The sequence below is a fragment of the Algibacter pectinivorans genome (genome assembly GCF_900112595.1).
In the GTDB taxonomy this organism is placed as follows: Bacteria; Bacteroidota; Bacteroidia; order Flavobacteriales; family Flavobacteriaceae; genus Algibacter_B; species Algibacter_B pectinivorans.
Genome location: NZ_FOMI01000001.1, coordinates 166168 through 187659, shown reverse-complemented (window position 1 = coordinate 187659; position 21492 = coordinate 166168). Strand labels below are relative to the sequence as shown.

General features: G+C 33.4%; 20 protein-coding genes. 6 read left to right on the top strand and 14 right to left on the bottom strand.

Annotated features, from left to right (window positions below):
* Window positions 1–20: 20 nt before the first annotated feature.
* Complete coding sequence (gene pafA / locus BMY96_RS00855) at window positions 21–1643, top strand: alkaline phosphatase PafA (protein ID WP_092847866.1); 1623 nt, start codon at window positions 21–23, stop codon at window positions 1641–1643.
* Complete coding sequence (locus BMY96_RS00850) at window positions 1643–2452, top strand: DNA/RNA non-specific endonuclease (RefSeq protein ID WP_092847863.1); 810 nt, start codon at window positions 1643–1645, stop codon at window positions 2450–2452. Before pafA ends, BMY96_RS00850 begins: the two co-directional genes overlap by 1 nt.
* A gap of 24 nt (window positions 2453–2476) precedes the next feature.
* Here BMY96_RS00850 and BMY96_RS00845 read toward each other — a convergent pair whose 3' ends face one another.
* The 5 genes from BMY96_RS00845 to gcvP form a co-directional block, all read right to left on the bottom strand.
* Window positions 2477–2695, bottom strand: a complete 219-nt coding sequence (locus BMY96_RS00845; protein ID WP_092847862.1) for a hypothetical protein — start codon at window positions 2693–2695, stop codon at window positions 2477–2479.
* Window positions 2696–2699: 4 nt separating this feature from the next.
* The gene (locus BMY96_RS00840) at window positions 2700–3548 is read right to left on the bottom strand and encodes a glycosyltransferase family 2 protein (RefSeq protein ID WP_092847860.1); all 849 of its coding nucleotides are present in this window, start codon (window positions 3546–3548) and stop codon (window positions 2700–2702) included.
* 6 nt (window positions 3549–3554) lie between these two features.
* A complete protein-coding gene (locus BMY96_RS00835; protein WP_092847857.1) occupies window positions 3555–4460 on the bottom strand; it encodes an FkbM family methyltransferase in 906 nt (301 codons plus the stop codon).
* A 114-nt stretch (window positions 4461–4574) separates the two neighbouring features.
* Complete coding sequence (locus tag BMY96_RS00830; RefSeq protein ID WP_092847855.1) at window positions 4575–5633, bottom strand: 3-oxoacyl-ACP synthase III family protein; 1059 nt, start codon at window positions 5631–5633, stop codon at window positions 4575–4577.
* Between the two features lie 105 nt (window positions 5634–5738).
* A complete protein-coding gene (gcvP, locus tag BMY96_RS00825) occupies window positions 5739–8588 on the bottom strand; it encodes an aminomethyl-transferring glycine dehydrogenase (protein ID WP_092847852.1) in 2850 nt (949 codons plus the stop codon).
* Window positions 8589–8708: 120 nt separating this feature from the next.
* On the opposite strand from gcvP, the gene BMY96_RS00820 reads away from it, so the two are divergent.
* Window positions 8709–9539 (top strand): UbiA prenyltransferase family protein, encoded by an 831-nt coding sequence (locus BMY96_RS00820; RefSeq protein WP_245750511.1) that lies wholly within the window; start codon window positions 8709–8711, stop codon window positions 9537–9539.
* Here BMY96_RS00820 and BMY96_RS00815 read toward each other — a convergent pair.
* The 7 genes from BMY96_RS00815 to BMY96_RS00780 all read right to left on the bottom strand — a co-directional run bounded on the left by BMY96_RS00815 (window position 9519) and on the right by BMY96_RS00780 (window position 16398).
* On the bottom strand, window positions 9519–9779 hold the full coding sequence (locus tag BMY96_RS00815; protein ID WP_092847850.1) for a hypothetical protein: 261 nt from the start codon (window positions 9777–9779) through the stop codon (window positions 9519–9521). The genes BMY96_RS00820 and BMY96_RS00815 overlap by 21 nt on opposite strands.
* A gap of 2 nt (window positions 9780–9781) precedes the next feature.
* Complete coding sequence (locus BMY96_RS00810) at window positions 9782–10333, bottom strand: sigma-70 family RNA polymerase sigma factor (RefSeq protein ID WP_092847847.1); 552 nt, start codon at window positions 10331–10333, stop codon at window positions 9782–9784.
* A 266-nt stretch (window positions 10334–10599) separates the two neighbouring features.
* Window positions 10600–11499, bottom strand: a complete 900-nt coding sequence (locus BMY96_RS00805) for a TIGR01777 family oxidoreductase (RefSeq protein ID WP_092847845.1) — start codon at window positions 11497–11499, stop codon at window positions 10600–10602.
* A gap of 408 nt (window positions 11500–11907) precedes the next feature.
* Window positions 11908–12411: a GbsR/MarR family transcriptional regulator gene (locus BMY96_RS00795; RefSeq protein WP_092847841.1), complete on the bottom strand. Its 504-nt coding sequence runs from the start codon at window positions 12409–12411 to the stop codon at window positions 11908–11910.
* Window positions 12412–12510: 99 nt separating this feature from the next.
* Complete coding sequence (locus tag BMY96_RS00790) at window positions 12511–14544, bottom strand: M3 family metallopeptidase (protein ID WP_092847838.1); 2034 nt, start codon at window positions 14542–14544, stop codon at window positions 12511–12513.
* Window positions 14545–14692: 148 nt separating this feature from the next.
* Complete coding sequence (gene purE, locus BMY96_RS00785; protein ID WP_092847836.1) at window positions 14693–15172, bottom strand: 5-(carboxyamino)imidazole ribonucleotide mutase; 480 nt, start codon at window positions 15170–15172, stop codon at window positions 14693–14695.
* A gap of 68 nt (window positions 15173–15240) precedes the next feature.
* Window positions 15241–16398 (bottom strand): 5-(carboxyamino)imidazole ribonucleotide synthase, encoded by a 1158-nt coding sequence (locus BMY96_RS00780; protein ID WP_092847834.1) that lies wholly within the window; start codon window positions 16396–16398, stop codon window positions 15241–15243.
* A 203-nt stretch (window positions 16399–16601) separates the two neighbouring features.
* Between BMY96_RS00780 and BMY96_RS00775 the strand changes: the two genes are divergently transcribed.
* The 3 genes from BMY96_RS00775 to BMY96_RS00765 all read left to right on the top strand — a co-directional run bounded on the left by BMY96_RS00775 (window position 16602) and on the right by BMY96_RS00765 (window position 19615).
* Window positions 16602–17711 carry an adenylate kinase gene (locus tag BMY96_RS00775; protein WP_092847831.1) on the top strand — a complete coding sequence of 370 codons (1110 nt, stop codon included), beginning with the start codon at window positions 16602–16604 and terminating at the stop codon, window positions 17709–17711.
* Between the two features lie 175 nt (window positions 17712–17886).
* The gene (gene obgE, locus BMY96_RS00770; RefSeq protein WP_092847828.1) at window positions 17887–18885 is read left to right on the top strand and encodes a GTPase ObgE; all 999 of its coding nucleotides are present in this window, start codon (window positions 17887–17889) and stop codon (window positions 18883–18885) included.
* Between the two features lie 208 nt (window positions 18886–19093).
* Window positions 19094–19615, top strand: coding sequence for a DUF4136 domain-containing protein (locus BMY96_RS00765; protein ID WP_092847825.1), 522 nt, complete (start codon window positions 19094–19096; stop codon window positions 19613–19615).
* Window position 19616: 1 nt separating this feature from the next.
* On the opposite strand, the gene BMY96_RS00760 is transcribed toward BMY96_RS00765, so the two are convergent.
* Window positions 19617–21014, bottom strand: coding sequence for a T9SS type A sorting domain-containing protein (locus BMY96_RS00760; protein WP_092847822.1), 1398 nt, complete (start codon window positions 21012–21014; stop codon window positions 19617–19619).
* 1 nt (window position 21015) lies between these two features.
* Window positions 21016–21492: a hypothetical protein gene (locus tag BMY96_RS00755; protein WP_092847819.1), complete on the bottom strand. Its 477-nt coding sequence runs from the start codon at window positions 21490–21492 to the stop codon at window positions 21016–21018.

The window sequence follows — 21492 nt, the reverse complement described above, 5'->3', positions numbered from 1 at the left end:
TTTATAAATTTAATTATAGAATGAAATATTTATTTTTCTTAATGTTTGTTTTAACATTAAGCTTCCCCACGATAGCACAAAACGATAATCCTAAATTGGTTGTTGGTATTGTTGTAGACCAAATGCGTTACGATTATTTAACCCGATTTTATAACAAATATGGTGATGGAGGTTTTAAACGTATGATGGACGAAGGGTTTAATTGTAAAAACAATCATTATAATTACGTACCAACTTACACGGCTCCGGGGCATGCTTCTATTTATTCCGGAACCACGCCAAAATATCATGGTATAATTGGTAATAATTTTTACGATAGAGAGATAAAAAAAACAGTGTATTGTGCTGGAGATGAAAATGTAGAACCTGTGGGAACCAAACATAAGGCAGGTAAAATGTCGCCTCACCGCATGAAAACCACAACGTTTGCCGATGAAAATAGATTGTTTACACAAATGCGAGGAAAAACAATAGGTATTTCAATAAAAGACAGAGGTGCTATTTTACCAGCTGGTCATACCGCTAATGCAGCATATTGGTTTCATGGCAGTGATGAAGGCTCCTTTATTAGTAGCTCTTTTTATATGAATACCTTACCTAAGTGGGTTAAGAAATTTAACGATTCTAATGTTGCCGAATCGTATTTAAAACCATGGAATACTTTATATAATATTTCAACTTATACCGAAAGTGGCTCTGATTTAAATGATTTTGAAGGCACTTTTAAAGGAAAGGAAACAGCAACATTTCCTTATGATTTAGGTGTTTTAAAAGATAAAAATGGAAATTTTGATATTATTAAAGGAACGCCTTACGGGAATAGTATTGTTGCAGATTTTGCCATAGCAGCCATAAAAGGCGAAGCTTTAGGTGAAGATGAGATTACCGATGTTTTAACGGTTAGCTTTTCAAGTACCGATTATGTTGGTCATAAATTTGGAGTAAACTCAAAAGAGGTTGAGGATACTTATATTCGTTTAGATAAGGATTTAGAGCGGTTATTCCAAGCACTAGATACAGAGGTTGGTAAAGGTGAATACACTGTTTTCTTAACAGCAGATCATGCAGCTATTGATGTACCATCTTATTTGCAATCTGTAAAAATTCCTGCAGGATACGTAAATAACGATGAACGTAAAAAGCAGTTTAATGCGTTTTTAATTGAGACTTACGGTACAACAGAGATTTTAGAAAACATAAGCAATGACCAAATTTTCTTAAATAGAGAAAAAATTAAAGCCTTAAATTTAAATTTGCAGGATGTACAAGAAGCTATAGTAAACGAGCAAATAACTTACAAAAATATATATAAAGCCTATACTGCAACAAGCATGGGTTCTGTAAATTTTGTTGAAGGTATTGAAGCGCTTATGCAAAAAGGATTTAACCAAAAGGCATCTGGCGATGTCTTGTTATTAAACGATCCGGCATATATTTCTTATAGTAAAGTGGGTTCAACTCATGGTAGTGGTTTAAATTATGATACCCACGTGCCTTTATTGTTTTTCGGAAAAGGAATTAAGAAAGGAGACACTTTAAAAAAGACCGAAATAACAGATATTGCACCAACCATGTCTGCACTTTTAGGAACTAGTTTTCCAAACTTTTCAATAGGTCAACCTTTAGAATTTGTTTTAAATTAATGAGCAAACGTACACTGTCCTCCATAGTTGTTTTGGTTATTGTTTTAGCGGTTTATGGCTATGAGTATTTTTTAGGTGAAAAAGAAAAAGCCGAAATTATTACTGAAGGTCAAACAACTAAAAGTGATACCAATGAGTATTTTTTACCAACTTCGTCAACAGGACAAATAGTACATCATAATGGTTATTCATTATCGTATAACGAGAAACATGAACAAGCGGAATGGGTAGCATACGAATTAAAAAAAGCGCATTTATCTAATACAAATCATAAACGGCCTTATTTTGAAATTGATAAAGCTGTAAAAACGGGTGCGGCAAGCTGGAGAAACTATAAAAACTCGGGTTTCGATCGCGGACATCTTTGTCCTGCTGGAGACAGACGTTATACTAAAGCGGCACACGACGAAACTTTTTTAACAAGTAATATTAGTCCGCAAGAACATCAATTTAATGCCGGAATTTGGAATAGTTTGGAGCAAAAAGTGAGGTATTGGGCAAGTAAGTACAACGGTGTTTTTGTTGTTACCGGAGGTGTTTTAAACGGTAATATGAAGTCTATAGGCACAGAGCATGTTTCTGTTCCAAATCAGTTTTACAAGGTGTTAATTGATACCAATTCTGGAACCACTAAAATGATTGCGTTTTTAATGCCACACGAGGCTTCTAACAAGCCTTTGTACGATTTTGTAGTGTCTGTTGATGAGGTTGAAGCATTAACAGGAATAGATTTTTTTCCTGAACTAGAAGATTCCATAGAGAATAAACTAGAAGCTTCAAGTAGTTATAAAGGTTGGAGTTTTAAATAATATATTCCATCTAAAGAGGGAATCTTATTTTTTATTGTCTGGATGCTTTGCAAGCTCAATCAAGTAATAGGCGCGTCCTCTAATATAGGAACCATTATGGTGCCTCTTAGCAATACTATCTGGTGCGTTACAATTTTTATTGGCCAATGTACTTTCAACATATTTAATATCCGGTTTAGCTTTTACTTTAGTTAAAAAGAATAAGCCAATACCTATGCATACTATTAGAGCAACAATTTTCATTTTGTTATTTAAATTTATTTAGCATGCCTTTCCATCGTAAATTTCTAATAAATACACCTTCTTGCTGGTTTACTAAGTAGGCTGTTTTTTGGTTTTTAGCTTTAAAATATCCACTCATATAATCTTTAAATAGTGAAAAGCTTCCTTTTTTGTAAGCTAGTTTCAAGGCGGAAATTAATGTTATTATAAAGCCATAGCGCATTTTATACATAGCTTCCCCTTGCAAATACTTTGATGCTTTATTATAACTAACGCCAGTGGGCTTTAAATGTTTTACATGTAAAGCATCATCAGTTAAAATGTCCCAGCCGTAATATTTAGCTAGCAACTCATCAACGGTATCCCAACCCATAGACCGTTTAAGTTTTCCTATGTCTAGAAAACATTCTTTCCTGTAGGCCTTTAAAGCACCACGAATATGGTCTTTGTTAGTTAGGTTTTCTAAAATCCATTGGTTGTTTTTTTCAATGTAACAAAACCCCGAAGCCATTCCTAATTTAGGATTCTTTTTAAAATGAATTGCTAATTTTTCGAGGTAGTTTTCAGGAAAAATTAAGTCGGCATCAAATTTACATAGTATATCGTAAGCGCTATTTAAGGTTTCGTAACCTTTGTAAAATGCATTTATAATTTTGGAACCCGGTAAATGTTGGTTAGACGATTTATTGTTTACTATGGAAATAAAGGTATAGGTTTTAATATAATCATCAATAATTGACTCTGTAGCATCGGTAGAGTTATCATTAACCACAACAATTTGCTTTGGTTTTAAAGTTTGATTAACCAAAGATTGAAGCGTAAGACCTATGGAATCGGCTTCGTTGTGAGCAGGAATGATGATGTAGAAATTCAAAGTAAATTAATTAACTATAAATGATGATATTAAATTTAGTTTAGATTTTGGTACAAAAAAGCAATTCCTAATTCCATTGTCTTTACCTCTTTTAATTGTTTTAACCTCAATTAAACCTTGATAGGTGTGGTTGAAAAATATATAATCTAATTTTTTGAAAAAATCTTCAAGTTCAACTTCAATAGTGTTAAATAATGTTTCACAAATTACAATTGGTTGATGTACTCTTATAACTTCAATTCCATAATTCAGAATATCTATTTCTGTTCCTTCTGTGTCAATCTTTATTAAATCAATTTTATCTAATTTTTTAAGTTTCACAAAATCTTTTAGAGTTGTTGCCGAAACTGTGTTTTTTATGAAATTCCTAGAAGTTTTTTTAGTGCCAGCATTCCCCTCTCCAGCCAGATTATATTTTAGTTTTTTATATTTTAAACTTTCGACTTCATAAAAATCTATTTTTCCTATTTGATTACTTAATGCTAAATCAATAGGTTTTATATTGTCTTCAAAATTATTTAAAGAAATGTTTTGTTGTAAAAAATATTTGGGCCCTATTGCGGGTTCAAATGCGTAAACACTAATATTTGGATTAGCTTTAACAGCTAAAAGTGAATAGTAACCAATATTTGAGCCTATATCCAAAAAAACATTTATATCTTTCGTTAGAATCTCAAAAATTTTAGAATATTCAAATTGTTCGTATCCATTCCAAAAAAGTAGTTGAGTAAGATAACTAGTTTGATTTGTTTTAATCTTGATTATGCCAGAATTTGTTTTTAGTTGTAAAATTCCAGAGGGAGGGATTCTTAGTTTTTTTAAAAACTTTCCAATGGGATAGGAAATATTCCTTAAAGCATAGTTTAATTTTTTTTGATAGATTATTTTATAGAATAGCTGCGAAAATTCCATGCTTTTGTTTGAATATAGTTAGTAAAGATATAGTTATATTTTTTTGTACTGCAAAAGTGTAAATAATTAGTTTACGTTAAATGCTAAACCTGTAAAAAAAAATAGTTCTTTAGCTTACTGTTTATATACAATAGCATTGATATTCATTCCGGCACCTACACTTGCAAAAAGAATAATATCACCTTCGTTAATTTCTTGGTTTTCTAAGTTTCCTTTTAGGATAATATCGTAAAGTGTAGGTACGGTTGCTACGCTAGAATTACCTAACTTTCCAATACTCATAGGCATTATGCCTTCCGGCATTTCCATATTATAAAGTTCGTAAAAGCGCTTAACTATGGCTTCGTCCATTTTTTCGTTAGCCTGGTGAATCAATATTTTTTTAACTTGAGTAATATCAACGCCGCTTTTATCTAAACAAGATTTCATGGCAACCGGTACGTTTGTTAATGCGAACTCGTAAATTTTACGACCATACATTTTTATATAACGACGGTTATCGGTAGTATTTTGATTATTAGTTTCGCCAAAGTAAATATAGTGCGCCTCGTCTAAAGAAAAGGTGGCAGAGTCGAAAGCAATAATACCGCCCTCGTTGTTTGTGTTTTCTATAACCACAGCTCCAGCACCATCGCTATAAATCATGGAATCTCTATCATGTGGGTCTAAAATTCGGGACAACGTTTCGGCTCCAATTACTAAGCATTTATTAGCAATACCTGCTTTAATAAACGCATGCGCTTGAATGACACCTTGTACCCAGCCTGGGCATCCGAAAAGCAAATCGTAAGCAACACATTTAGGGTTTTTAATTTGCAATAAATGTTTTACTCTAGAAGCAATACTTGGTACGGTATCGCTTTGAATGCTATCGTGCCTTACATCTCCATAATTATGAGCAACTATTATATAATCTAGGTCCTCTCTATTGATATTAGCGCTTTCAATGGCTTTTTCGGCAGCAAAAGAAGCAAGGTCCGAGGTGTTTAAATGGTGCTTAGCGTAACGGCGTTCATCTATTCCTGTTATGGCTTTAAATTTTTTAACAATAACCTCATTTGGCGCCTTTATGGAACTACCATCGGTGTTTAAAAATTCATGATTATGAAAGTTTTCATTGGTTGCAATTTTGGAAGGAATATAGCTTCCTGTACCAGTTATTTTAATATTCATAAAATAGAAATTTACTATATGTGTTATGCGTGCATACTAAATTACGCGGTTCTTAGTTAATAGCTATTCAATATTGATTAAAATTACGATGTTCAACATGTTATTTTAGGCTTCTGCGTAGGTTTCAATTGGAGCGCAAGAACAAATTAAGTTTCTATCTCCGTAAGCATCGTCCACACGTCTTACACTTGGCCAAAACTTATTATCTCTTACGTACTCTAGTGGGAAGGCTGCTGCTTCGCGAGAATACGGAAAGTTCCAATCGTTGGCCGTAATCATATGTAGCGTATGCGGTGCATTTTTTAGCAGGTTATTTGCATCCTCTTTAGTTACGTTGTCTATTTCTTTTTTTATTGAAATCATAGCGTCACAAAAGCGATCTATTTCTGCTTTACTTTCACTTTCGGTAGGTTCAATCATTAAAGTTCCTGCTACCGGAAAAGATACTGTTGGGGCATGAAAACCATAATCCATTAAGCGTTTTGCGATATCTGTAACTTCAATACCGTTTGCTTTAAACGGACGGCAATCTACAATCATTTCGTGAGCTGCACGACCGCGTTCGCCTGAATATAAGGTGTCAAAATTACCTTGTAAGCGTTGCTTAATATAGTTAGCATTTAAAATGGCAATTTTTGTAGATTCTGTTAAGCCTTGTGCTCCAAGCATTTTTATGTATCCATAGGATATTAAACAGGCTAGCGCAGAACCAAAAGGCGCCGCCGAAATAGCGGTTATAGCCTGTTTACCTCCAACTTTTACTAATGGGCTACCAGGTAAAAAAGGTACCAATTGTTTAGCAACGCAAATAGGACCTACTCCAGGACCGCCACCACCATGAGGTATAGCAAAGGTTTTGTGTAAGTTTAGGTGGCATACATCGGCACCAATATTTCCAGGATTGGTTAAACCAACTTGTGCATTCATATTTGCACCATCCATGTATACTTGTCCGCCGTTATCATGTATTATTTTAGTAATTTCTTTAATAGCCGATTCGTAAACACCATGTGTAGATGGATAGGTCACCATTAAAGCAGAAAGGTTATCCTTATGAAGTTCTGCCTTTTCACGTAAATCGTCAACATCAATATTGCCTTCGGCAGTCGATTTTGTTACAACAACTTTCATGCCTGCCATAACCGCACTTGCAGGGTTTGTACCATGTGCAGACGATGGGATTAAGCATATGTTTCTGTGGTGATCGTTACGCGATTCGTGATACGCTTTAATAACCATTAAACCCGCAAATTCGCCCTGTGCACCAGAGTTTGGTTGTAACGATGTTGCTGCAAAACCGGTAATTTCTGTTAACTGGTCTTCAAGTTCTTTTAAAATAGTTAAATAGCCTTTGGCTTGTTTTAAAGGCGCAAAAGGATGAATATTACCCCATTTAAACCAACTTAAAGGAAGCATTTCTGAAGCCGCATTAAGTTTCATAGTACAGGATCCTAATGAAATCATAGAGTGGTTTAATGCTAAATCTTTACGTTCTAAAGATTTTATGTAACGCATTAATTCTGTTTCGGAATGATGGGTGTTAAAAACAGCATCGGTTAAAAAATCAGATTGTCTTTGTACGGTTTCTAAAATGTTGTTAGCTTGTTCAATTTTAGAAATTGTAATAGTTTCCTTGTTAGCAGCTTCGGCAAATATGGCAATCAAATAATTAATATCCCGAATAGAGGTGGTTTCGTTAATTGAAAATGTAACGGTTTTTGAATCCGGATAAAATAAATTAACTTTCTTTTTAGTAGCTACCTTTTTTACTTTTTTAGCTTTCGTTTTTATTTGAAGCGTATCAAAGTACGATGTGTTTAATTGTTTATATCCTAACTTCTCTAAGGCCCTTGCTAAAGTAGCTGTTTTATTATGAATTTTATTGGCGATAAATTTTAAGCCTTTAGGACCATGATAAACGCCATACATACTTGCCATAACAGCTAATAAAACTTGAGCTGTGCAAATGTTTGAAGTTGCCTTATCTCGCTTTATATGTTGCTCTCTAGTTTGTAGTGCCATACGTAAAGCGCGGTTGCCATTGGCATCTTTGGTTACACCAATAATACGCCCTGGTAAATCTCGTTTATAAGCTTCTTTGGTTGCAAAATAAGCGGCGTGCGGACCACCATATCCCATCGGGATTCCGAAACGTTGTGTGGTGCCAATTACAACATCTGCTCCAAATTGCCCTGGCGCTTCTAGTTTTACTAAACTTAAAAAATCGGCAGCAACAGCAACTTTAATTCGAGCATCACTAGCTTGACTTATAAAAGATTTTATATCGGTAATTTGACCGTCTTTTCCTGGGTATTGTAAAATGGCTCCAAAAAATGCTTCCGAAAAATCGAAAGCTTCTTCCTTACCAATTACAAGCTCTATTCCAATAGGATTAGCTCTAGTTTGTAATAAGGATAAGGTTTGTGGTAATATGTTTTCAGAAACAAAAAACTTATTGATTCCTGCTTTTTTCTGGTCGCGTTCGCGAACGGCAAAAAGTAAACTCATGGCTTCTGCAGCTGCTGTACTTTCATCAAGTAAAGAGGCATTTGCAATTTCCATTCCCGTAAGGTCTATAACCATGGTTTGGAAATTTAATAAGGCTTCTAGTCTTCCTTGAGCAATTTCGGCTTGGTAAGGCGTGTATGCCGTATACCAACCAGGGTTTTCTAGAATGTTTCTTTGAATTACAGCAGGTAAAATAGTAGGGTGGTAGCCTAAGCCTATATATGTCTTATATGCTTTATTTTTTTTAGATAAATCATGAATATGAAGTAAATACTCATGCTCGGTCATTGGTTCATCTAAATTCAACTCTTTTTTTAAACGAATATCGTCTGGTATAGTTTCGTAAATTAATTCATCTAACGTTTCTAAACCAATAGTATTTAACATTTGTTTTTGGTCATCTTCCCTAGGACCGATATGACGCAAAGCGAAAGCGTTTGTATTCATTAAGCAAAAATCTTTTATATATTTCGCAAAAATACATAATATTAGATGTGTTTTATGGAGCGTTTTGGAAAGTTTTTAACTATTACTAAACGTTATCAACACTTTAGTTAAATTTGCTGTATGCAGGTATTAAAAAATCTTTTTAATTTTTATATTAGTAGTAGTATTCATGTGGCTATATCGGTAGTCTCTCTAACTTTTATTACGTTTTTTACTACAGGGGTTTCCAGTAATAATGATGTTTTGTGTTTTGTATTTTTTTCTGCTATTTCGGGCTATAATTTTGTAAAGTACTTTGGGGTTTCAAAACTTTATTATAAACGGTTATCTAACTGGCTTAGATGGATACAGATGTTGTCTTTTATTTCTTTTTTATTGACGTGTTTTTATGCAATTAAGCTAGAGGTTAGGACTTTTGGTTTTCTTTTTTGTTTAGCTGTACTTACTGTGTTTTACGCGATTCCTGTTTTTTCATCGCAAAAAAGTAATTTAAGAAGCGTAAGAGGTATAAAAGTATACTTAATAGCTTTTGTTTGGGCAGGAGTAACTGTTTTGGTGCCCCTAATAAATGTAGGTTATCTTATAGGTAGAGACATTATTTTTTTAACTATACAGAGGTTTTTGTACGTATTAGTACTCATGATTCCTTTTGAGTTAAGAGATTTAAAGTATGATGCACCAAGTCTCTCTACAATACCTCAAAAATTAGGTGTTAATAAAACTAAATGCCTTGGTGTTTTACTTTTAGTTGTTTTTTTGGTGTTAGATTTTTTTAAAAATTCAATTGATAGCCGAATTATTATTACGCGCGCTATCGTTGCCGTTATTACAGGAGTTTTAGTACTTTTAAGTAAAACCAACCAAAAGAAATATTATAGTTCTTTTTGTGTAGAGGGACTACCCATATTATGGGTAGTTTTAATCCTAATACTAACTAGAAATTTCTTTTAGGGCTTGGTTGAAGTCTTCTCTCATAGCTTCTTTGCTTTTTTGATCTAAGCACTCAACTTCAGCTTTTTTAATAGTTTTTGTAAGTTTTGAGTTGTTAGATGAATATTTTCTACAGGCTCTACAAAAAATTAAATGCAAATTAAGCGCTATTTTTTCTCTTATGCTGGCATTTTTGTATTGTGATTTATCACAAACATGATTTGCTTCTTCGCAAGGAATTATAAATTTTATTTTACTCATAATTAAAACCAATTATCTTTAAGGCAATCTGCCATAGCTGTTCTAGCTCTGTGGATGATAACCCATAAGTTAGACGCAGTAATATTTAATTCATTACAAATAACTTCTGTTTCGTATCCAAGTATGGTTTTCATTTTAAAAATTTCAGATTGTTTTTTAGGTAATTTCCCTAGACATTTGTGTATGGCATCACCCAATTCATTATTTTGTAAATGATCTTCGGCCGTTTTATCAAAGGGGTCTGCCACTCGTTCTTCTAGCCAATCTCCTTCGCTTTCAGCGTCATTGTAATTAATTCTTACTTCAGCTTTTCCTTTGTTAGAGTTAATTTTTCGGTAATGATCTATAATTTTTCGCTTTAATATAGAAACCAACCACGTGCGTTCGCTCGCTTCGCCTTTAAAGTTTTTCATAGATTTTAAACCGGCCAAAAAGGTGTCTTGTACCAAGTCTTGAGCCTTTTCTCGATCGCTTACCCGTGTAATTGTATAGTTAAACAGGTAATCTGAGTACAGATCAATCCATTTATTAGGGTCAATTTGATGGTGGGACATTTTATTTTGTATTTCTTATAAGATATCAAAAATAGCTAAAAAAATGGAATTTAATACTAGATCTTAATAAATAAGCGATTATAGTGCCTATAATTATGGTGCTACCCCTGCCCCCGCCAAAAGAAAGGAAGCAAGCTATACGCTACAAGTGCTCTCACCTCCTTCGTCGGGTTGTGGGTTATCCGCTACTATCCATGGCGCGGGTAAGTTTGCCGTTGGAAGTAGTTAATTATCCAACTGCATTCTCCTTTTTTAAGGTTTCCTAATTAGGTAGCCAAATGGGATAATGCATGTTCAATACGTGTAAAGCTAAATTTAAAATTATTATTTAAAAGACGTTCAGGAATAACATTTCTACTTTTCAATACCAATTCAGTTTCAGTGCCAATAAGTTTTGCGCCAAGTTTAAGTACAGGGATGGGGTGACGAATTCCAAACGGGATTTTTAATATACGTCTAAGCGATTTCATTAATGTTTTGTTATTCGTTGGTTTTGGTACACATAAATTAAAAATACCATCAAGATTTTTATGCTTAATTAAAAAGTTTATGGCTCTACAAAAATCCAACTCATGTATCCAACTTACTCTCTGTTTTCCAGAGCCTTGTTTTCCTCCTAGGCCAAGGATTGTTAACCTTTTAAGTGGTATTAAAGCACCTCCGTTTTTACCTAAAACAATCGATGTGCGTAATGTTATTTTTCTGGTTTTAGGTGTGTTAATTTGGTTAAACGCTGCTTCCCAAGATTTGGCAACATTCATCGAAAAGTCGTCTCCAATTTCGCCGTATGCTTCGGTCATTTCTTTAGTATAAGAATCTTTGTAAATTGTAGCGGTTGAAGAATTTATCCAAATTTTTGGAGGGTTTTTGCATGCTCTAATGGCCAAATCAAGAAGCTTGGTAGTCTTAATTCTAGAGTCTAGAATTAATTTTTTGTTTTTATTGGTGTATCTACAATCCACAGATTTTCCTGTAAGGTTAATTAAAATTTCTGCGCTCTCAAGGTGCTTAGTCCATGCATCCAAATGTTTAGCTGTCCAAAAAATATCATTTTCTTTTTTAGGGTTTCTTGTTAATGTTTTTACCAAATAATTCTTTTTGGTAAAATAGTTTTCTAGAACCTGACCAAGAAATCCGCTTCCTCCGGCAATTATTATAGTTCTCATTGTTTACGTATTAAGTGGGTTATGTATAAAAAGTAGCTTGCAATACCCATTGGGAGAATAAAAACAAATAGAACTAGTATAATTTCATTGGTGTTTGAATTTGCTTGAGTAAAAAGAAATATTAGTAGTAAGATTCCTAGGGTTAGTATCCAATAATTTTTTAGGTGTTTTTTAATTTCTCTATTTAGTTTTTTACCAAAAAATAATAAAACTAAAGCCATTATTATTTGTGTAACACCAAGTATTAATTGGGCGTACATGCCGTATATAAAATAGTATATAGTTATGTATGGTATTAGGGTTAAGCTATAAAAGAAACAATTTGTATAATGTAAATTTCTCATAATTTCTTAAAATTTTATTATTATTGAACTTTCAATAATTACTGAAAGTTTGTTTTAAATTTTTTTATTTTATCAATTTCATTAAAGATTTAGTAATCCAAGTTTGTTCTTGATTAACAATTTTGTTCATCATAGCATCTGCTGTTTCGGCCAAATCGTGTAAAGCTTTTGTTTGCTTAATAAGTTCCTTGGTTTTTTCGGTGCCATCATCTTTTATGGACGATACATCTTTTAAAATTTTAATTACCGGTTTAATTTCTCGTCTGCTACGTTCTTTTGCAATATGTCTTGCAAGTTCTTGAACATCTTTTTCTGTGGTAAAATACTCTTTGCGCTCACCAGGAATTAACGCTTTAGTTACAATACCCCAATCCATTAATTGGCGTAAATTCATGCTTGTGTTTCCTCTAGAAATTTTTAACTCTTCCATGATTTCTTCCATGGATAGCGCTTTTGTAGAAATAAAAAGCAACGATTGAATTTGAGCCATAGCCTTGTTTATGCCCCATAGTGTGCCTAAACTTCCCCATGTGCTAATAAATTTTTCTTTTGCTTCTTGATATTCCATGTCCAAATATAGTAAAACTTTTTAAACTTTCAGTAATTATTGAAAGTTTATTCTAAAAAGAAAGCTGATCATTAAGATTCAGCTTTTCTTTGTAATAATTTATATTAATCCTGCGCGTCTTAATAACGCTTCAGGTTTTGGCTCTTGGCCTCTAAAACGTTTGTAAAGCGTCATTGGGTTTTCGGTTCCGCCTTGGCTTAATACGTTGTCTTTAAATTTTGTAGCAACTGTTTTATTGAAAATGCCTTCTTCCTTAAAATACTCAAAAGCATCAGCATCTAAAACTTCCGCCCATTTGTAGCTGTAATAGCCCGAGGAATATCCACCTTGAAAAATATGAGAAAATGCAGTACTCATACAGGTTTCTTTAGTTGTAGGATATAACGATGTGTTTTTGAATACTTCGGTCTCAAAAGCTTTTACATCTGTAATTTGGGTTGGGTCTTGACCATGCCAACTCATATCTAATAAACCAAAACTTAATTGACGCAAGGTTTGCATACCTTCATGAAACGTAGCCGATTCTTTTATTTTTTCTACCAATTCCATTGGGATAACTTCTCCGGTTTCGTAATGCGTAGCAAAAAGCTCTAGGGCTTCTTTCTCGAAACACCAATTTTCCATAACCTGGCTTGGTAACTCTACAAAATCCCAAAATACACTTGTACCAGAAAGACTAGGGTAGGTGGTGTTAGCCAACATGCCATGTAATGCATGTCCGAATTCGTGAAACAAAGTTGTAACCTCATTAAAAGTTAATAATGAAGGTTTGCTTTTAGTTGGTTTTGTAAAGTTGCAAACAATAGAAACGTGCGGTCTGCTGTTTTCACCATTTAAGATGTATTGTGGTTTGTATGAGGTCATCCACGCGCCATTTCGTTTTCCTGGTCTAGGGAAGAAATCGGCATAAAAAACAGAAATAAAGTTGCCATTAGTGTCTGTAACTTTATATGTTAAAACATCGTCATGGTATTTATCTATAGTATCAATTTCTTCAAATTTTAAATCGAATAATTTATTAGCTATTGTAAACGCACCATTAATAACGTTTTCTAATTTAAAGTACGGTTTAAGTTTTTCGTCATCTAAACTGTAAAGTTTCTGCTTTAGCTTTTCGGAATAATATGAGCCATCCCATTTTTCTAAGCAATCAATATTATCGAGTTCTTTAGCAAAATTTTCAAGGTTTTTAAATTCTCGATCTGCTGCTGGTTTTGCTTTTTCAAGCAATTCATTCGAAAAATTAAGAACTGTTTCAGGCGTTTGGGCCATACGCTCTTCTAAAACAAAGTGTGCGTAGGTTTTGTAACCCAATAAATTAGCACGCTCGTGCCTAAGTTTTGTAATTTGTAATACGTTATCTTGATTATCTAATGCATCGTTTTTAAACGCTTTACTACCTGCTGCTAAGGTTATTTTTTTTCTTAGTTCTCTATTATCTGCGTAGGTTACAAATGGTATGTAACTCGGATAGTCTAAAGTAAATAGCCAACCTTCTTTATCTTTAGATTCTGCTAACTGTTTTGCAGCTTCTATAGTGCCTTCTGGTAGTCCAGATAAATCGGCTTCGTTTGTAATAAGCATTTCAAACTTGTTGGTTTCAGCTAAAACATTTTCGCCAAATTTTAAACTTAACTGACTTAGTTTTTTATCAATGTCCCTAAGTTTATCTTTTTTGTCTTCTGGTAAGTTGGCTCCGTTTCTAGAGAAACCTTTATATTTTTTATCTAGAAGTGTGGTTTGCTCAACCGTTAATTCTAACTCTGATTTAGCATCATAAACCGCCTTAACACGCTTAAATAAATCTTCATTTAAAGTAATGTCGTTACTGAATTCTGATAGTAAAGGCGATACTTCTTGAGCTATTTTTTGAATGTCTTCATTTGTTTCGGCCGAATTTAAATTAAAGAAAATACTAGAAATTCTATCCAACTGCTCACCAGAAAAATCTAAGGCTACAATAGTGTTCTCGAAGGTTGGACTTTCAGGATTGTTTACAATGGCATCAATTTCATTTTTAGCCATTTTTATAGCCTCTTTTATTGTTGGTAGGTAATCAGAAGTTTCAATTATTCTGAAAGGAGGCGTATTATATTTAGTTTTAAACGGTGTAAGTAGAGTTTTTTTTATCATTTCTTTAATGAATGTGTTAAAAATAATATTTACTATGTACGCATAGTAAATATTGTATATTTTTGCAGCCAATAATACGAAGAGTGACTAACTCATGAGAATTATTTGTTAATAGCTGAAAAGCCCTGAATAACTTCAGGGCTTTTTTTTATTGTAAATCTTTAGCAGATTCGTTTACTTTAATTTTTAGCCCTTCCTTGTAAGCAATTATTTTATCTAGCACACATTTGTCGCTACTTCCAATAATTTGAGCTGCCAGAATTCCGGCATTTTTCGCGCCGTTTAAAGCTACTGTAGCTACAGGCACACCACCTGGCATTTGTAAAATAGAAAGTACAGAGTCCCAACCATCTATAGAATTGCTGCTTTTTACAGGCACACCTATTACAGGTAATGGTGATAAAGAAGCAATCATACCAGGCAAGTGCGCAGCACCACCAGCACCAGCAATTACAACAGCAAAACCTCTCGTGTGTGCATGTTTACCGTAATCGAATAGTTTTTCGGGTGTACGGTGTGCCGAAACGATATCTACTTCAACTTCAATATCAAAACCATTTAAGATGTCTATGGCTTCTTGCATAACAGGAAGATCACTTTTACTTCCCATAATAACTCCTACTTTCATATAAATTACAATTTTTTAAATTTCAAAAACCTAAAGTTCACTAATCAGGATTTTGTTTTTATTGATGTTTATTCGCTTATAACTTTTATACTTTTCTTTACTAATTCTGCAACCCGTCTTGCCTCATTTAAATCTTCATTTACAATAGTTACATGTCCCATTTTTCTAAATGGTCGTGTTTCTTTTTTACCGTAAATATGTGGGGTTACACCATCTAGCTTCATGATGTTTTCAATGTTTTGATAAACCACGTTACCTGTATAACCTTCTGCGCCAACTAGGTTTACCATAACTCCGCCAACTTTACTATCGGTTCTTCCTAAAGGTAAATCTAAAATAGCTCTAATATGCTGTTCAAACTGCGACGTATAACTTGCTTCTATAGTTTGGTGCCCAGAATTATGAGGTCTGGGTGCTACTTCATTAACTAAAATATCGTCGTTTTCTGTTTGAAACATTTCAACGGCTAATAAGCCAACATGATTAAATGCTTTTGATGTTTTTAAGGCTACTTCTTCAGCTTTTTTAGCTACACTATCAGGAATTCTAGCCGGACAAATTACATACTCAACTTGATTGGCTTCTGGATGAAATTCCATTTCAACAACCGGGTAGGTTTTTATTTCGCCCGATGCACTTCTTGCGACAATAACGGCTAATTCATTTTTAAAAGGGATTAGTTCTTCGGCAATACATTCGCCTTTTGGTAACCTTTTAAGGTCTTCTAATGTTCTAACCACTTTTACACCATTACCATCGTAACCAAATTGAGCAGCCTTCCAAACAAAAGGAAAGTGTAAACCGCCATTTATAATAGCATCTTCTATTTCCGATAGGTAAGCAAACCTTGTGAAATCCGATGTTGGAATGTTTTGATCGCGATAAAATAATTTTTGTTTCGCCTTATTTTGAATTTGACGTAATGTTTTTGATGCTGGATACACTTTTACACCCTCTTTCTCTAGAGTTTCAAGGGCGTCAACATTTACGTTTTCAATTTCGATAGTTAAAATATCTACTTGTTTACCAAAATTATAAACAGCATCATAATCCATTAAATCTCCCAGCTGAAATTCGTTACAGGCCATCTTAGAAGGCGCTTCGTTGCTAGAATCTAGAACGGCCGTGAAAATGTCAAACTTTCTAGTGTTGTAAAGTAGCATTTTACCTAATTGACCACCACCAAGAATACCAAGTTTAAAATTTGAAGAAAAATAATTTGTCATGATTTTTACTGCTAATACGCTATTAAAGTTACGCAAAAATACACTTAAATCTTAAATTAGTCGAGAAATCATAAATCAAAAAAATAGGATTGCTAAATTTAGGAGGAATACACCTATTTTATTCTTTTTATGGGTCAATTTTGCTTAAAAACTAGATGTATTAAGTATATTGATTATCTTTGCGACTTTAAAAATTATTTCCCTTGATAAAGCTACACGATAAATATTTTAAACCCTTTGTTTCTGCCAAAGAGATAGATGCTGCTTTAGAACGTATGGCTATTGAAATTGCTGAAGATGTAGGCGACGAAATACCAATGTTTATTGGTGTTTTAAATGGCTCGTTTATGGTAGTTAGCGACTTTGTTAAAAAGTATCCTAAACCTTGCGAAGTTACATTTATCAAATTAGCCTCTTATGAGGGCGTTAAATCTAGCGAGGACATACAAAGGCTAATTGGTTTAACACAAGATTTAACAGGGCGAACCGTAATTATTTTGGAAGATATTATAGATACGGGAAAAACACTGGCTGAAATTCACAGAATTTTTAAAAACGAAAACGTAAAGGCGTTAAAAATAGCAACCCTATTTTACAAGCCCGAAGCGTATAAAAAAGATTTTAAATTACATTATATAGGTATTGAAATTCCTAATAAATTTATTGTAGGCTACGGCTTAGATTATGATGGTTTAGGAAGAGATTTACCAGAAGTCTATCAAATTAAACAAACTCAACACATGACTAACTTAGTATTATTTGGCCCTCCAGGAGCAGGTAAAGGAACACAAGCAGAATTTTTAAAAGAGAAATATAATTTAGTGCATATTTCTACAGGTGATGTATTTAGATACAACATGAAAAATGATACTGCTTTGGGTATGCTGGCCAAATCTTTTATTGAGAAAGGACAGTTGGTGCCAGATCAAGTTACCATAGATATGTTAAATGCAGAGGTAGAAAAAAATGCCGATGCAAAAGGTTTTATTTTTGATGGTTTTCCGCGCACTAACGCTCAAGCAGAAGCTTTAGATAAGTTAATGGATAGCAAAGATTCTCAAATTAATGCTATGATAGCCTTAGAGGTTGATGATGAAGTTTTAGTAAAACGTTTACTAGAAAGAGGAAAAACTAGCGGAAGAAAAGATGATGCCGATGAAACTGTTATTAGAAACAGAATTAAAGTGTATTACGATGAAACCGCTATTTTAAAAGATTATTATGCAGCACAAAATAAATATTTTGGTGTTGATGGTATTGGTGGTATCGAAGAAATTACAGAACGTTTAAGTACGGTAATAAATAAATTATAAATTTCTGTAAAAGCAGAAATCTTAATATTAAAAACTATAACTTTTAAAATAGAAGTTATAGTTTTTGTATTTTTAAAATAAACTTAAATCATTACAGAAGGTTTAAAATTAATTGGAGCTATAGCACGAGTTGTGGCATACTTTAATTTTTTATTTTCAATTTAAATAAAGGACTATGACAGAAGGGAATTTTGTAGACTACGTAAAAATGTTTGTGTCTTCCGGAAACGGAGGTAAAGGCTCTGCACATTTACATCGCGAAAAATATATTACAAAAGGTGGTCCAGATGGAGGCGATGGTGGTCGTGGAGGTCATGTTATTGTTCGTGGTAAATCAAATTTATGGACTTTATTACACCTAAAGTTTAAAAAACATAGTAGAGCAGGACACGGAGAGCATGGTAGTAGTGGTCGTAGTTTTGGAGCCGATGGCGAAGATGTTTATATCGATGTACCATTAGGAACAGTAATTCGAGATACAGAAACTAATAATATTCTTTTCGAAATTACTTTCGATGGCGAGGAAGTTATATTAGCCCAAGGCGGTAAAGGAGGTCTAGGAAACTGGCATTTTAAAAGTTCTACAAACCAAACACCGCGTTACGCACAACCAGGTATGCCCATGGAAGAAAAGTACGTAACCATGGAGTTAAAAGTACTTGCCGATGTTGGTCTTGTAGGGTTTCCAAATGCAGGAAAATCAACCTTACTATCTGTAGTTACATCTGCAAAACCTAAAATTGCCGATTACGAGTTTACAACGCTAAAACCCAATTTAGGTATTGTAAAATATCGCGATTTCCAAACCTTTGTTATGGCAGATATTCCTGGAATTATCGAGGGCGCAGCCGAAGGTAAAGGTCTAGGACATTATTTTTTACGCCATATAGAACGTAATTCTATATTGTTGTTTATGATTCCTGCTGATGCCGATGATATTAGAAAACAATACGATATTCTGTTAGATGAGCTTCGTCGTTACAATCCAGAAATGCTGGATAAAGAGCGTATTATCGCCATATCAAAATGCGATATGCTAGACGATGAATTACAAGCAGAAATGAAAATAGAACTCGATAACGAACTTCCAATTCCATACATGTTTATATCTTCTGTGGCCCAAAAAGGCATTACCGAACTTAAAGATGTTTTATGGAAAATGTTGAACGATTAAAATAATTTGGGTGTTTGCCTGCCGGCAGTCAGGTTACCCTAAGGGTCGGGCTTGGAGCTTGTCTTGAGTTAAGTCGAAAGGTTTCAAGTCCTCGCACTTCCTTCGTCAGACTTTGGGCTTTCCTCTGCAATCCCTGACGCGAGTATTTTAGATAATATTCAACATTGGAATAATTTTTGATTGATTCTATAAAAAAAAAGAACCTGTTATGAAATTTCTAAACTTTGCTATTCTAGCTATCTTAATGGTGTCTTGTGCACCAATACGTGTAAATTACGATTACGATAAAACAACGAGTTTTAACAACTATAAAACCTATCAGTTTTATGCCGATATGGAAACCGGTTTAAGCGAACTAGATACCAAACGCTTGTTAAACGCTATCGATTCAAAAATGCAATCCAAAGGCTTTAGTTTTTCTGAAACTCCAGATTTTTTTATAGATATTAAAAGTCAAGAATATCAAGAGCCACAACGTCAAACAGTAGGTGTAGGCGTAGGTGGCGGTGGCGGAAATGTTGGTGGTGGCATTTCAATAGGCTTACCAATTGGTCAAGCCAATGTAAACCGACAAATTACTATCGATTTTGTAGACGAAAATAAAAAGCAACTCTTTTGGCAAGCCGTTAGCGAATCTAGTTTTAACCCAAAATCCACACCCGAAAAACGTGAAGCACGCTTAAATGCCATTGCAGAAAAGGTGCTTAATAGTTATCCTCCAGAAAAGTAATCTAGTTTTTTGTCAACCTTTTGCTAGCAATACGCATATTTTTAGAATAAAAGTTGGCAATATAAACGCCTTGACTTAGAGGGCTAATATCAATTTGGTTGTTTTGGTCACCCGAAAGTGTTTCGGTTTTAACTAGTTTTCCATCAATACTAATAATTTCAACTTTTATATTAGTATCAGAATGACTTTCAATCTCTAAATTTAAAATGTTTTCAGTTGGATTTGGATACATTGATATGTTATACGTATTAATTTCAGTTTCAATATCATCAATACCTAATGTAGAGTAATTAATAGTCCAAGAAATGGTATGTATATTTAAGGTTTCATGATTATCTATTTTTAGCATAGCTGTATTATCTATTACAGAAACACTTAAAATATTTTCTCCTGTTTGCAAATCGGTATCAGAAATTGAAACATCGTCTACATCATTAGCAAAATTAACAGTATTGAGTGTCCAAGTGCTATTTAGCGTATTTGGGATGGGTTTAACTAAATTCAATTCAAAATTTAATGGTAAACTAGGGTCGTTTACCGTAGTATCAGTAGGTGTATAAGAGTCAATAGGAGAAACAAGATCATATATTTTTTCAATCATACCTTCCTTACAAACAGAATTGAAAGATTTGTCTATAAATTCCATAATAGAATTTTCATGCGGTTTATACCAATTTGTATATTCATTTGTTTCACAACCATCGCATGTATATTGGTATACGCCAACATTGTTAGTGTCTATCCAGTTTTTCCATTTCACTAAATTTGAGTTAGTTTCTTGAGTCATATTTATAGCCTCTCCGGCAAGTAAATCGCCAGGGTAATATTCATCTTTTAAATCAAATAAAGAATGTCCTAATTCGTGCATAATTATTTTAGAGGCCCAATAACCATTGTAAGCCATAGGAAATTTGCCGCCGCTACCACCATATTTAGAGGAATTTACTAGAATTAATGTATTGTCGTAATTTGGAAAATTATCAGCTAAAACTGATAGTATTTTGGCTTCGGTGTTATTAGCGTTATTACCATCTATTTCATAGTAAAGAAGGAAAGGATTACCAAATGCGTTATGCGTTGCATTAAAGTATGTATCTACAAATGTATTTGTTTCTGGGTCGTCGGCACCACTTTCGTTTGATGGTACTTTTACGGCATAGATATTAAAATAGTTTTCGTATTCTTTAAAAGGCGATTCTTTAAACATTTCATTCGAAAAGTTTGTTGCATCTGTAATAAAATCTGTTAATTCACTAGCTTGATACCCTTCACTTAAAATTACTAAGTTTATACGTTTATCATCAGCTCCAGAGATTTTTATAGGCTCAACATCAAACACCTGAGCGGATAAGCTGTAGGTATTAAAAATGAAAAGTATAGCCACTAAAAAAGATTTCATGCTAATTAATTTGGGTTTTTATGAGGGTGTTATTTGTAGCAAAGTTACTAATTGTTATTAATTTAGTCTCATTTTTAAGTTGTAACCTTATAGAGAACTGCGTTTTATCGAGTTTAACAACTTGAGTTTGGAATTTTTTTGACTCATTAACAAACTCAATGTTTTTAATTAAAGGGTTTTTTATTAGCATTTGATTAATGATTTTAGATTTGGAATTTAGCTCAGTAAAAATCAAATCGCCTTCAACACCGTTTTCTAGAAGCTCTAAGTCATTACGTTTTATTTTTCCATTTACTATTTTTTTATTATTAAATTGAATAGTTCTAGCTCCGTTTGAACTTTCAATAATACTATAGTTTAGAAATAGAATTTTTGGTGTATTGTCTATCGAATTATAAGTCGAATTTTTATGACTTTTGCAAGACACAAATAAAAAAACGAGAATGAATGATAAAAGTAAATACTTTGGTTTAATCAT